At 68.4% G+C, this 12582-nt stretch carries 13 protein-coding genes and 1 pseudogene; 4 read left to right on the top strand and 10 right to left on the bottom strand.

Annotated features, from left to right (window positions below; genetic code table 11):
• From RKE40_RS28670 to RKE40_RS28625, 10 genes and pseudogenes are all read right to left on the bottom strand, one after another.
• A pseudogene (locus RKE40_RS28670) lies at nucleotides 1-253 on the bottom strand (phage major capsid protein); the annotation flags it as partial.
• A gap of 50 nt (nucleotides 254-303) precedes the next feature.
• Nucleotides 304-825 carry an HK97 family phage prohead protease gene (locus RKE40_RS28665; protein WP_316021569.1) on the bottom strand — a complete coding sequence of 174 codons (522 nt, stop codon included), beginning with the start codon at nucleotides 823-825 and terminating at the stop codon, nucleotides 304-306.
• Nucleotides 822-998, bottom strand: coding sequence for a hypothetical protein (locus RKE40_RS28660; protein ID WP_316021568.1), 177 nt, complete (start codon nucleotides 996-998; stop codon nucleotides 822-824). The genes RKE40_RS28665 and RKE40_RS28660 overlap by 4 nt, the downstream gene beginning before the upstream one ends.
• Complete coding sequence (locus RKE40_RS28655) at nucleotides 995-1195, bottom strand: hypothetical protein (protein ID WP_316021567.1); 201 nt, start codon at nucleotides 1193-1195, stop codon at nucleotides 995-997. Before RKE40_RS28655 ends, RKE40_RS28660 begins: the two co-directional genes overlap by 4 nt.
• Entirely contained in the window at nucleotides 1192-2364 is a 1173-nt protein-coding gene (locus RKE40_RS28650; RefSeq protein ID WP_316021566.1) for a phage portal protein, read from the bottom strand. Before RKE40_RS28650 ends, RKE40_RS28655 begins: the two co-directional genes overlap by 4 nt.
• A gap of 32 nt (nucleotides 2365-2396) precedes the next feature.
• Nucleotides 2397-3683 (bottom strand): DNA-packaging protein, encoded by a 1287-nt coding sequence (locus tag RKE40_RS28645; RefSeq protein ID WP_316021565.1) that lies wholly within the window; start codon nucleotides 3681-3683, stop codon nucleotides 2397-2399.
• Nucleotides 3634-4038, bottom strand: coding sequence for a hypothetical protein (locus RKE40_RS28640; protein WP_316021564.1), 405 nt, complete (start codon nucleotides 4036-4038; stop codon nucleotides 3634-3636). Before RKE40_RS28640 ends, RKE40_RS28645 begins: the two co-directional genes overlap by 50 nt.
• A 163-nt stretch (nucleotides 4039-4201) precedes the next feature.
• Nucleotides 4202-4783 (bottom strand): LOG family protein, encoded by a 582-nt coding sequence (locus tag RKE40_RS28635; RefSeq protein ID WP_316021563.1) that lies wholly within the window; start codon nucleotides 4781-4783, stop codon nucleotides 4202-4204.
• A complete protein-coding gene (locus RKE40_RS28630; RefSeq protein WP_316021562.1) occupies nucleotides 4780-6162 on the bottom strand; it encodes a M20/M25/M40 family metallo-hydrolase in 1383 nt (460 codons plus the stop codon). The genes RKE40_RS28635 and RKE40_RS28630 overlap by 4 nt, the downstream gene beginning before the upstream one ends.
• A 127-nt stretch (nucleotides 6163-6289) precedes the next feature.
• Nucleotides 6290-7825 carry a helicase HerA-like domain-containing protein gene (locus RKE40_RS28625; protein WP_316021561.1) on the bottom strand — a complete coding sequence of 512 codons (1536 nt, stop codon included), beginning with the start codon at nucleotides 7823-7825 and terminating at the stop codon, nucleotides 6290-6292.
• 149 nt (nucleotides 7826-7974) lie between these two features.
• Between RKE40_RS28625 and RKE40_RS28620 the strand changes: the two genes are divergently transcribed.
• The 4 genes from RKE40_RS28620 to RKE40_RS28605 all read left to right on the top strand — a co-directional run.
• Nucleotides 7975-8361, top strand: a complete 387-nt coding sequence (locus tag RKE40_RS28620) for a DUF2267 domain-containing protein (protein ID WP_316021560.1) — start codon at nucleotides 7975-7977, stop codon at nucleotides 8359-8361.
• Between the two features lie 172 nt (nucleotides 8362-8533).
• Nucleotides 8534-10459, top strand: coding sequence for a methylmalonyl-CoA mutase family protein (locus RKE40_RS28615; RefSeq protein WP_316021559.1), 1926 nt, complete (start codon nucleotides 8534-8536; stop codon nucleotides 10457-10459).
• Nucleotides 10456-11280 carry a bifunctional hydroxymethylpyrimidine kinase/phosphomethylpyrimidine kinase gene (thiD, locus tag RKE40_RS28610; protein ID WP_316021558.1) on the top strand — a complete coding sequence of 275 codons (825 nt, stop codon included), beginning with the start codon at nucleotides 10456-10458 and terminating at the stop codon, nucleotides 11278-11280. The genes RKE40_RS28615 and thiD overlap by 4 nt, the downstream gene beginning before the upstream one ends.
• Nucleotides 11280-12582 (top strand): methylmalonyl-CoA mutase family protein (locus RKE40_RS28605; protein ID WP_316021557.1); only part of this gene is annotated, 1303 nt, incomplete at its 3' end. The genes thiD and RKE40_RS28605, both read left to right, overlap by 1 nt.

Here is a 12582-nt window from a genome sequence, read left to right as displayed (position 1 = left end):
CGCCCACACCGAGCGCCGGGCGCCGGGCATCGAGCGCGAGCCGGTCGAGCCGGCGGCGCGTCTCGTCGAGCGCGCCGTCGAGCCGCACCAGCTTTTCGCTGGTCAGGACGTCGCCGCCCATGCGGGTTTCGAGCTCGGCCAGGCGCTCATCATTGGCGGCGCGGTAGGCCTCCAGCGTGTAGCGCAAATCGTCATAGGCGAGCGCGATGTCGCCCGTCGCCTTGGTCTCGGGAGCCTGGTTCGACACGGTCATGGGTTCTCCTCGCATGGTTGGCCCTCGGAAATGAGCGGGTGGTTGCGGGTTCAGGACAGGAAAGCGGGTGAAAGCGGGCGCGCCGTCTTCACCACCGCAACACGGGCCTGCGGCTGCATCGGGAAGGTGACGAGCGAGATTTCCCAGAGATCGACCTTCTCCAGCCGGCGCAGGCCGGTGCGCGGATCGGTGCGGGCCCGCTCGGAACGGAAGCCGATCGACAGCCCGTCGATCGCGCCGTCGCGCATCAGCGCGTGGATCTCGCGTGCCCTGGCGACCGCCAGCGAAAGCCGGCCACGGACCTGGAGGCCGCGCGAATCCTCGTGCAGCTCGATCCAGCGCCCGATCGGCTCGGTCGGATCATGCTGCCAGAGCAGCTTGACGCCGCCGGGCCCGCGGCGCGCCAGGCTGTCGCGGAAGGCACCCGGCTCGACCACGTCCTTGCCGAGATCGGCGATGCGGAACAGGCTGGCATAGCCCTCGAAGGCACCGTCCGGCTCGATCCGGGTCAGTGGCCGCGCCAGGAACTTCGCCTCCCTGGCAATGAGAGCGCCCCTTTGTGCGAACGTCATCGCGCGCCCTCCTTGCCGGAGCGGGCGCCGCCGTCGAGCCGCCCCAGCGTCTCGAAGAAGCGCCCGAAAACCTCGCGCGGCGGACCGTCGCTACGTGGCGCACGCGTTCCCGCCGCCGGCCGGCTGATGGCAGGCGCTGCCCGGGACGGCGATTTCGCGCCGGTCTTGCTCATGTCTCGTCTCCCTCGTAGCGGGCATTGAAGCGGCCGAGCTCGCGGACGAAATCGTCGAAGCGACGGTTTGCGGCGACGAGTTCGCGCAGGATGAAAAGCGCGAGTGCCGAGGCGCAGAAGGCCCAGAGCAGCAAAGCGAGATGGCCGAGGTCACCGCGCGCGACGATGCCGCCGGCTGCCTGTTCGATGAGGTTCATGACGTCTCCTCCCGGCGGCCATAGCCGACCGCCTCGCGCTTCTCGTCGGTGCTGAGGAATTCGGCGGCCGAGACCCGCCGCCAGAGCGACTCCCGCTCCTCCGCGAGCGCCTCGATCGCGTCGAGATCGGGCTCGAGCGAAAGGTCGTCGCCGAAGGCCGGGCCGAGCCATTGCGCCAGCGACTGCGCCGTGCGCCTGACCAGCGGGATCAGGGTCTGGCGCCAGAAGGCGCGGTTGGCCTCGGCGAAGTTCGCATGGGTGTTGTCGCCGGGCAGGCCGAGCAGCAGCGGCGGCACGCCGAAGGCGAGCGCGATCTCGCGCGCCGCGACGCCCTTGGCGGCGACGAAATCGAGCTCCGCCGGCGACAAGGACAGCGGCTTCCAGTCGAGCCCGCCTTCCAGCAGCAGAGGCCGACCGGCATTGCGCGCACCCTGGAAGCCGTCCTCCAGCTCCTGCTTCAGCCGCTCGAACTGCGCCTCGGTCAGCGTGCCACCTTCCGGCCCGTCATAGACCAGAGCGCCCGAGGGCCGCGCCGCATTGTCGAGCAGCGCCTTGTGCCAGCTGCCGGCGGCATTGTGGACGTCGAGCGAACAGGCTGCCGCCTCGATCGGCGACAGCCCGTAATGGTCGTCGACCGGGTGGAACTGCGTAAGGTGCAGGATCGGCGGCACGCTGCCCTCGTCCTGGCGGAAGCGGATGGTCCGCGCTCCGACGCTGTAGTCATAGGCCTCGGCCCAGCCGTCGCGACCGGGGACGACCCGCATCCGGTCGGGCCTGAGCGCATGGAGTTCGCGCGGCTCGCGGCCTATGCTGACGGCCTCAACATAGGCATTGCCGGCGACGGCGAGATGGCCATAGAGCGTCTCGCGGAAGGCGATGCCGCCCTGGCGCGGATTGGGCCGCTCGATCAGCGCCAGCGCTGGGTGTTCGGTCTGCTCGCGTCCGCCGACCTTGGCGATCAGCGGAGTCTGGGCCGCCGCCTCGGCGATCAGCCGGACGCAGCGATGCACCACCGGGTTGCGCTGATAGCCCTCCCGCGAAAGCGCGCCATAGTCGCGCGGCGTCCAGACCGGACGGCCGGCCTCGTGCAGGGCGATCAGCGGCCCAATGCGCGAGCGCTTCTGTTCCGGCGCGGCGAAGCCGCGCAGGCTGCGAAGGAAATTGAGCATGGTTGTCTCGCTGTTGTTGCGGCGGTTGGGCGTTAAAGCCCCCTCACCCGCGGCCGACCCTTCGGCCCGAGCATCAGATGCGTCAGCGCCCAGACCAGCGCATCGAGCCGGTCGGGCGAGCGGCCGGAGCTCAGCCCAGTCGGGCCGAAGTCGCACATCTCGTCCTCCAGCGCCGGGAACGCGCCGGCATGGCGCACCCGGCCCTGCGCATAGAGCGCCGCCACCGGCTCGGCCCGCAGGAACTTTCCGCGCGACGCCCGGACGGCCGTCACCGGCACGCCAGGGTCGACCTCGCGGATGACGCTCTCCGCCATCTCGCCGCCCTGGTTGACCTCGACGACAAGGGCATCGGCCTCCAGCCGGCGATAGAGCGCGACGGCTCCTTGCGCCCATTCATGCGGCCTCGCGCCCGAAAGCGTCGCGTCCGCCAGCACATGGCCGATGCCGTCGCGATCGATCCCGGCAGCGACGAGCCCGCAGCTATCGGCCCGCTTCGAGGAGGAGGCCGGCGGGTGGACCGCGACGACGATCCGCGCCAGAGCCGGTGCCTCGCGCTCGCGAACCTCTTCGATCAGAGCCCGGCTCCAGAGCGCGTCGGCGCTTTCCTCGACGATCTCGCCCTCCAGTTCCTGCCGGCCGAGGCGGGTGCCGCCATAGGCCTCCTGCACGTTGTCGAGGAAGCTCTGCGCCAGGTTGAAGCGGTTGGCGCTGGTCGCAGCCCGGCTGACGGCGACTCTGGGATCATCGAGCAGGCGCCTGATCAACGGCAGCGGGCGCGGCGTCGTCGTCACGACCTGCCGTGGCCGGTCGCCCAGTCGCAAGCCGAGCTGCAGCATGTCCCAGGTCTCCTGAAGGTTCGGCCATTTCGCCAGCTCGTCGGACCAGGCGGCGCCGAATTGCGGCCCGCGCAGGCCTTCCGGGTCTTCGGCGGTGAAGACCTGCGCGATCGCGCCATTGCCCCATTCGAGCCGCCGACGCGACGGCGACCAGACCGGCTTCTCCCAGCGATGATGGATCGCCAGCAGTCCGGAGACGCCCTCGATCATCACGTCGCGGACTTGTGCTTGCGTCTCGCCGATCAGGGCGATGCGGCCGATCGGCTCGGTAGCGATCGGGGCCAGCCCAAGCGCCATTCCCTTGACCCACTCCGCCCCGGTCCGGGTCTTGCCGGCTCCGCGGCCACCGAGCACGAGCCAGATCCACCAGGGCGGCAGACGGCGCGATTTCTGGTCGGCACGTCCGTAGAAGGTCCATTCCTGCTCGACGAGCCTAACCAGTTCCGGCGGCAGATCCGGCAGCAGCTTGAGGAACAGCTTCACCTGCGTGATCGGCGATAAGCCGTTCCATACGTCGTGCCAGCTCTCTTCGAAGCTCATCGACCCGGCGCAATCCTTCGGCAGGGCTGGGCTCATCCTCGGACTTTCCCTCCCCCCAAGCGGCAGAATCCAGCGCCACCAGCTCGCGCACCGTGCGAGCCAACGTCGCCAGCGTCTTGGCGTCGGTCTCGCTTGCAGCCGTACCGGCCGGCAGCTCGGCCAGATGCGCCTCATGCGCTTCGAGCTGCGTCTGCGCCGCCTTCCAGAGCTTGCCGATCACGGCCTTGCGGTCGCGCGGCGCAGGCTTGCGCTTCGCCGCCGGCGGTGCCGGGGCGGTGTCATCACTCTCGTCGGTCATCGGAAAACCTCGGCTCGGCCCGGACACGCAAAAGCCGCCGGCTGGGGAGCGCGGCGGCTTCATTCGTCTCAGGCACACTTCGTGAGCGTTCCTGATCTCTACCTGATCAGCGTCACGATGTCAAGGACTAAATTCCTATTCTTATGTCACCCGGGATAGCGGCTCAGGTCTCTTCCTTCTCGACCCATTTGATCTGGGCCAGCGGCTTGTAGGCCGCCATCTTGTCGAGCAAGGCCGCAGGCTCGCTCTCGGTCATCGCCATGTCGCGATGGGCCTGGCGCAGGAAGCCGGCGCTCGCCGTGTTGTCGAGGAAGGCCGCGAGCGGGTCGTAAAAGCCGGCGATGTTGAAGAAGCCGAGCGGCTTGCCGTGGATGCCGAGCTGGCCCCAGGTCCAGATCTCGAAGATCTCCTCGAAGGTGCCGATGCCGCCGGACATGGCGACGAAACCGTCCGAAAGCTCAGCCATGCGCGCCTTGCGGATATGCATGGTCTCGACGACCTCGAGCCGGGTCAACCCGTTATGGCCGACCTCCTTTTCGCGCAGAGCCCGCGGGATCACGCCATGAACATCGCCGCCGGCGGCCAGCACCGCATCGGCGACGATGCCCATCAGCCCGACCGCGCCGCCGCCATAGACAAGGGTGAGGCCGCGCCGGGCGATCTCGGCGCCCATGGCGCGCGCGCCCTCGGCATGGACGGGATCGTTGCCGGGGCTCGATCCACAGAAGACGCAGACTGATTTCATGAGGCCAGGGCCTGCAGGATGCGGGCCCAGGAACGCTGGCCCTTGTGGAAGGAAGAGAGGTCGTATTTCTCGTTCGGCGAATGGACGCGGTCGTCGTCGAGCCCGAAGCCGACGAAGAGCGTGTCGAGCCCGAGCGTGCGCTTGAAATCGCCGCCGACCGGGATCGAGCCGCCGCTGCCGATCGAGACGACGCGGCCGCCCCATTCCTCGGCAAGCGCCTTGCGCGCCTTCTGCAGCACGGGCGAATCGACCGGCACGGCCAGCGCCGGCGAGCCGGAATGGCTGATGAACTCGGCCGTCACATCCTCCGGCAGGCGCTCGCGCACGAACTGGTGGAAGGCGGCCTCGATCCTGGCCGGATCCTGGTCGCCGACGAGGCGGAAGGAGACCTTGGCCGAGGCCTTGGCCGGAATGACGGTCTTCGAGCCCTCGCCGGTATAGCCGCCCCAGATACCGTTGACGTCGCAGGTCGGGCGCGACTGGATCTGTTCGATCAGCAGGCGGCCCTTCTCGCCGATCGAGCGCTTCAGCCCGACCTGGCCGAGGAACTCCTTCTCGGTCAGGCCAAGATCGGCCCATTCGGCCTTCTGCGCATTGGTCGGCTCGTGCACGCCGTCATAGAAGCCGGGGATGGTGATCCGTCCGGTCTCGTCATGGATTTCGGCGACGATCTTGGTCAGCACATGGATCGGGTTCGCGGCCGCGCCACCGAACAGGCCGGAATGCAGGTCGCGATCGGCCGCGGTCAGACGCACCTCCTGATAGACCATGCCGCGCAGGGTCGAGGTGATCAGCGGCGTGTCGCGGTCCCACATGCCGGTGTCGCAAACCAGCGCGAAGTCGGCCTTGAGCTCGGCGGCATTGGCCTTGATGAAGCCCGGCAGGTTGACCGAGCCCGACTCCTCCTCGCCCTCGACCAGGATGGTGAGGCCGATCGGCAGGTCGCCGGTCTCGGCGAGCGTCGCCCGGATCGCCTCGATGAAGGTCATCACCTGCCCTTTGTCGTCGCAGGCACCGCGCGCGAGGATCGCCTTCCGCCCCGATTCGATCTCCTTCACGGCCGGCTTGAACGGGTCGTTGTCCCAAAGCTCGAGCGGATCGACCGGCTGGACGTCGTAATGACCATAAAACAGCGCATGCGGCGCGCCGGGCTTCGGGCGATGCGCGAGCACGACCGGGTGACCGCCCGTCTCACGCAGTTCTGCCTTGAAGCCGAGGCCTTCCAGATCGCGGCGGAGCCATTCGGCAGCTTGGCGCGTCTGCGGATTGAAGGCCGGATCGGTCCCGATCGAGGGGATTTCGAGCCAGGAGGAGAGCCGGGCCAGCGAGGCGTCGAGGTCGGCATCGAGACGGGAGAGAATGGCGGGCAGCTTGGACATGGCGCTCACTGGGGCTGATTCCGGTGGCGCCATCATGACCAGCCCAGCGCCATGCGCCAGTGCCGCCAAGGCATGACAGGAAACACCGCCCCGCCCGGAAGGCGGGGCGCCGTGGCGCAAGACCGGCTCAGCGCTTGCCGCCGCCCATCATCGAGCCAAGCACGCCGCGCAGGATGGCGTTGCCGACCTGGCGGCCGATCGTCGTCGCGGCCGAGCGCGCCGCCGAGGTGATCACCTTTTCGGCCATGCTCGGCGGCAGGCGTCCGCCACGGCTGCCGGGGCCGGTCTTCGGGCGCTCCGTCTGCGCCCCGAACCAGTCGCCGATCGTGTCGAGGATGCCGCCGCCCGAGGTCGAGGCCTCGACGGCAGAGCCGTCGGCGTTCATCCCCTTGCGCTTCATCAGCTCCTCATAGGCCGACTCGCGGTCGACCATCGTGTCGTATTTGCCGGCGAACCCGGAGTCGCGCATGCACTGGGCGCGCTGCTGCGGGGTGATCGGCCCGACCTGCGCCATGGGGGGGGCGATCAGCGTCCGCTCGACCATGGTCGGCGTGCCCTTGCCTTCCAGCGTCGAGGTCAGCGCCTCGCCGACGGCGAGCTGGGTGATCGCCTCTTCCGTCTTGAACTTGGGGTTCTGACGGAAGGTTTCGGCCGCAGCGCGCACCGCCTTCTGGTCGCGCGGGGTGAAGGCGCGCAGCGCATGCTGGACGCGGTTACCGAGCTGGGCGAGCACAGTGTCGGGAATGTCGAGCGGGTTCTGGGTGACGAAATAGACGCCGACGCCCTTGGAGCGGATCAGGCGCACCACCTGCTCGACCGCGGTCAGCAACGCCTTCGGCGCGCCGTTGAACAAGAGATGCGCCTCGTCGAAGAAGAAGACGAGCTTCGGTTTGTCGAGATCGCCGACCTCCGGCAGCTGCTCGAACAGTTCGGAGAGCAGCCAGAGCAGGAAGGTCGCGTAGAGTCGCGGATTGGCCATCAGCTTGTCGGCCGCGAGCATGTTGATGACGCCGCGCCCGTCGCGGTCGGTCTTCATCAGGTCGCTGATCTCGAGCCCGGGCTCGCCGAAGAATTTCTCGCCCTTCTGGTTTTCGAGCACCAGAAGCTGACGCTGGATCGCCCCGACCGACTGGGTCGAGACATTGCCGTATTTCGTCGTCAGCTCCGAGGCGTTCTCGGCGATGAACGCGAGGACAGCGCGCAGATCCTTGAGGTCGAGGAGCAGGAGCTTCTGCTCGTCGGCGATACGGAAGGCGATGTTGAGCACGCCCTCCTGCGTATCGTTGAGGTCGAGCAGGCGGGAGAGCAGAAGCGGTCCCATCTCGGAGATGGTGGCGCGCACCGGATGGCCCTGCTCGCCGAACACGTCCCAGAACACGGTGGTGAACTGGTCGGGCTGGTATTTCAGGCCGAGCTCCTCGGCCCGTTTGACGAAGGGCGGCTTCGAATCGCCGGGCGCCGCGACGCCGGAAAGGTCGCCCTTGATGTCGGCGGCGAAGACCGGGACGCCATGATTGGCGAAGCCTTCGGCCAGGACCTGCAGCGTCACCGTCTTGCCGGTGCCCGTCGCGCCAGTGACAAGTCCATGCCGGTTGGCGAGCTTGAGCAGCAGCACCTCCGGCTTCACGCTCTTGCCGATCAGGATCGTGCCGTCATCCGCCATGGTCGCGCCTGCTCCGTTGCCTTAAGGTCGTGCAACGGATGTAGCGAAACGAGAAGTTGGGCGGAAGCATGAAGATCGCTTCCGCTTGGGATAGTTTATGTGTAAACTATCTTTGGAGCGCCATAGGCTCGCTACGAGAGGAACGCACGATGGAAGAACTGATCTCCCGCATCATGGCCGCATCCGGCCTGGACGAGTCGCTGGCGAAGAAGGCCATCGGCATCATCCTCGCCTTCCTGCAGAAGGAAGGTCCCGCGGCCGAGATCGGTCAGCTCTTCGCGGCCCTGCCGGGCGCCCAGGACCTCGCCGAGGCCGAAGGCGGCGCCAAGGGCGGTCTGATGGGCGCGATCGGCGGCTTGATGGGCGGTGGCGGTGGCGTCATGGCCCTCGGCGGCCAGCTGATGGGCGCTGGCCTCTCCATGGGCCAGATCCAGAGCGTCTCGAAGGAGATGTTCGCGGTCGGCCGCGAGAAGGCGGGCGAGGACGCGATGGGCGCGATCGTCGGCGCGATCCCCGGGCTCGGCCAGTTCGTCTGAGCCGCATTCGAGCCCTTGCATCTCTTGCAGCGCCGCCCCTTCGGGCGGCGTTTTGCTGTTCCGGCCCGGCGCGCCAAGAAAGGCCGGGGCACGGCCCGGCACTTGCCTTCACGGCGTCGCTTGGCGATGAGAGCTTCACGGTCGCACCATCGACCGTCAGGAGTTCGCGCCGATGACCTCGACCTCGCCCGCCGACCTGCCCTTCATGGGGGCTTTCGCGACGCCCACCAGCGAGCAATGGCGCGGCGCCGTCGAGAAAGTGCTGAAAGGCGCCGATTTCGAGAAGAAACTGGTCGGGCGAACCGCCGACGGCATCCGCATCGAGCCGCTTTACCCGGCAGCGACCGGCAGCGCGGCCCGGCCGCTCCGCGCGCAGCAGGGGCGCTGGCGCGTGGCGGCGCGGGTCGATCACCCCGAACCGGCCGAGGCCAACCGGTTGGCCCTGGCGGAGCTCGAAGGTGGCGCCGACTGCCTCAGCCTCTCCTTTGCAGGCGCCGCCGCGGCTCGCGGCTTCGGGCTCGCGGCGAAGACCGTCGCGGAGCTGGACGCCGCGCTTTCCGGCGTGATGTTCGACCTCGTCCGGCTGCGGCTCGATCCGGCTCCCGGCGGCCGTCGCAATGCGCTGCTCCTGGCCGATCTCGTCGAGGGCCGCGGTCTTGCCGGCGATGCGGTCGAGATCGATTTCGGCATGGACCCGGTCGGCGCGCTCGCCAGCTCCGGCACGCTGTCGGTTTTGCTGCCGGAGCTCGGGCAGCGCCTCGCCGAGACGATCGCGGCGCTGAAGGCGCGCGGCTTCCGCGGCCCCTTCCTCACCGCCGATGGCCGCCCCTGGCACGAGGCGGGCGCGAGCGAGGCGCAGGAACTCGGCGCCGTGCTCGCCACCGCCGTGACCTATCTGCGCCTGCTCGAGACGCAGGGCATGCCGCTCACCGAAGCGCGCGACGCGATCTCCTTCACGCTCGTCGCCGATACCGACGAATTCCTGACCGTCGCCAAGCTGCGCGCCGCGCGCCTGCTCTGGGACCGCGTCCAGCAAGCCTGCGGCCTCGATCCCAAGCCTGTTTTCATCCATGCCGAGACGGCGTGGCGCTCGCTGACCAGGCGCGATCCGCACGTCAACCTGCTGCGCGGCACGGTCGCTGGCTTTTCCGCGGGGGTTGGCGGCGCCGATTCGATCGGCATCCAGCCCTTCACCGCGGCGCTCGGCCTGCCCGATGGCTTCGCCAGGCGGGTGGCGCGCAACACCCAATTGATCCTGCTCGAAGAAGCCAATCTCTGGCGCGTCGCCGATCCGGCGGCCGGTGCCGGCGGGTTCGAGGCGCTGACGCAGGCGCTCTGCGAGCAGGGGTGGCGCAAGTTCCAGGATCTCGAGGCCGAAAGCGGCGACGGCGTCTCAGGGATCGTCGGCGCCCTCATCAACGGCCATGTCCAGGCCGGGCTGGCGCGCGAGCGGGCCAACCGGGCCAAGGCGATCGCGACCCGCCGCGAACCGATCACGGGAACGAGCGAGTTCCCGAACCTTGCCGAAGGAGCGGTCGAGATTCTGGCGCCCCCGCCGGATATCCGCCAGGCTGCGCCAGACAGCAATGCGGCGATCCGGGTCGAGCCTCTGCCGAGCCTGCGCCTCGCCGAGCCTTATGAGGCGCTACGGGCGCTGGCCGATATCGAAGCCGCCGCGGGCGCGCGACCGACCGTGTTCCTGGCGACGCTGGGCGGCATCGCCGCCTTCACCGCCCGTGCCGGCTTCGCCCGCAACCTGTTCGAGGCCGGCGGCATCGCCGCCCCTTCCGGCGACGGCTTCGCCAAAGCTGGCAAGACCGATGTAGAGGCGCTCGTCGCAGCCTTCGCGGGCTCCGGAGCAAAGCTCGCCTGCCTCTGCGGCTCGGATGAGATTTACGCCGCCGAGGCGGCCGCCGTCGCGGCGCGCCTCAAGAGCGCTGGAGCGACCGTCTGGCTGGCTGGACGCCCCGGCGAGCTCGAGGCCCCGCTGCGCGAAGCCGGCGTCTCGAACTTCATCTTCGCCGGCGTCGATACTGTCGCGACCCTGCAGGATGCGCTCGCCATCACCACATCCACCGCAGAGGCGGACAAGGAATGACCATGCCGATCGCGCTCACCATCGCTGGCTCGGATTCGAGCGGCGGGGCCGGAATCCAGGCCGATCTCAAGACCTTTGCGGCGCATCAGGTCTATGGCGCCAGCGTCATCGTCGCGCTGACCGCGCAGAACACGCAGGCCGTGCGGGCGATCCACCCGGTTCCGGCCGATTTCGTCGCGGCCCAGATCGATGCCGTCTTCGAAGATCTCGACGTCGCCGCGGTCAAGATCGGCATGCTCGCGACCGCGGAACTGATCGAGGCCGTCGCTGACGGGCTGGAGCGCCATGGCGCCCGCAACATCGTGCTCGATCCGGTGATGATCGCGGCTTCCGGCGGGCGTCTGCTGCAGGAGGATGCGATCGAGGCGCTGAAGCGCCGTCTCCTGCCGCTCGCCACCCTGGTAACCCCGAACCTGCCGGAGGCAGCCGCCCTGCTCGGCACCGCCATGGCCGAGACCGAGGAAGCTGCGGCCGAACAGGGCAGCGCGATCGCCGCCCTCGGCGCCGCCAATGTCCTGGTCAAAGGTGGCCATGCCTCGGGGCAAGACAGCGTCGATGTCCTGGTTTCGAAGGGCGGTCAGCGCCAGCGCTTTGTCGCGCCGCGCATCGAGACCCTGAACACCCATGGCACCGGCTGCACGCTCTCCTCGGCGATCGCGTCCGGCCTCGCCCATGGCATCGAGCTGACGGAAGCCGTGACGCTGGCGAAGCGCTACATCTCGGCGGCGATCGCTGCCTCCGACGAGGTCCGGGTTGGCCATGGCCACGGACCGGTGCATCATTTCCACCATTGGTGGGACAGGACCGACGGGAGGGATTGATGAGCTTGATCCCGGATTTTAGGACGCTTGGCTTTGCGGAGATCGCCGCCGCGCAGAGCGTCTCGCCCGTGACCGGCGACCTCTGGCAGACGCCGGAGGGGATTGCGGTGAAGCCGGTCTATACGGAAGCCGACCGCGCGGAGCTTTCCTTCGTCGACAGCCTGCCGGGTCTGCCGCCCTATCTGCGCGGGCCCTACCCGACGATGTATGTCAACCAGCCCTGGACGATCCGGCAATATGCCGGCTTCTCGACGGCCGAGGATTCGAACGCCTTCTACCGGAGGAACCTCGCCGCCGGGCAGAAGGGTCTGTCGGTCGCCTTCGATCTTGCGACCCATCGCGGCTATGACAGCGACCATCCGCGGGTCGGCGGCGATGTCGGCATGGCCGGCGTCGCGATCGATTCGATCTACGACATGCGCACGCTGTTCTCCGGCATCCCGCTCGGCGAGATGAGCGTCTCGATGACGATGAACGGCGCGGTGCTGCCGGTTCTGGCGCTCTACATCGTCGCGGCCGAAGAACAGGGCGTGCCGGCGGCAAAACTCTCGGGGACCATCCAGAACGACATCCTCAAGGAGTTCATGGTCCGCAACACCTATATCTATCCGCCCGGCCCCTCGATGCGGATCATCGGCGACATCTTCGCCTATACCTCGGCCAACATGCCGAAGTTCAACTCGATCTCGATCTCCGGCTACCACATGCAGGAGGCCGGGGCGACGCAGGACCTCGAGCTCGGCTACACGCTCGCCGACGGCGTCGAGTACATCCGCGCCGGCCAGCGCGCCGGCCTCAGCGTCGACGTCTTCGCGCCGCGCCTGTCGTTCTTCTGGGCGATCGGCATGAACTTCTTCATGGAGGTCGCCAAGCTCAGGGCCGCAAGGCTGATCTGGGCGAAGCTCGTCAAGGACTTTGGCGCGCAGAACGAGAAGTCGCTGCCCTTGCGCACCCATTGCCAGACCTCGGGCTGGTCGCTGACGGCGCAGGACGTGTTCAACAACGTGCCGCGCACGATGATCGAGGCGATGGCGGCGACGCAGGGGCATACCCAGTCGCTGCACACCAACGCCCTCGACGAGGCGCTGGCGCTGCCGACCGATTTTTCGGCCCGTATCGCCCGCAACACCCAGATCGTGCTGCAGCAGGAGAGCGGCACGACCCGGATCATCGATCCCTGGGGCGGCTCCTATTATGTCGAGCGCTTGACCGCCGAGCTTGCGGCAAAAGCCTGGGCCCATATCCAGGAAGTCGAGGCGCTCGGCGGCATGGCCAAGGCGATCGAGGCCGGCATCCCGAAAC

The sequence above is a fragment of the Allobosea rubneri genome, assembly GCF_032464875.1.
Classification (GTDB): Bacteria; Pseudomonadota; Alphaproteobacteria; order Rhizobiales; family Beijerinckiaceae; genus Allobosea; species Allobosea rubneri.
The sequence above is the reverse complement of the archived record's forward strand: the minus strand, read 5'-3'. Positions and strand labels throughout refer to the sequence as shown.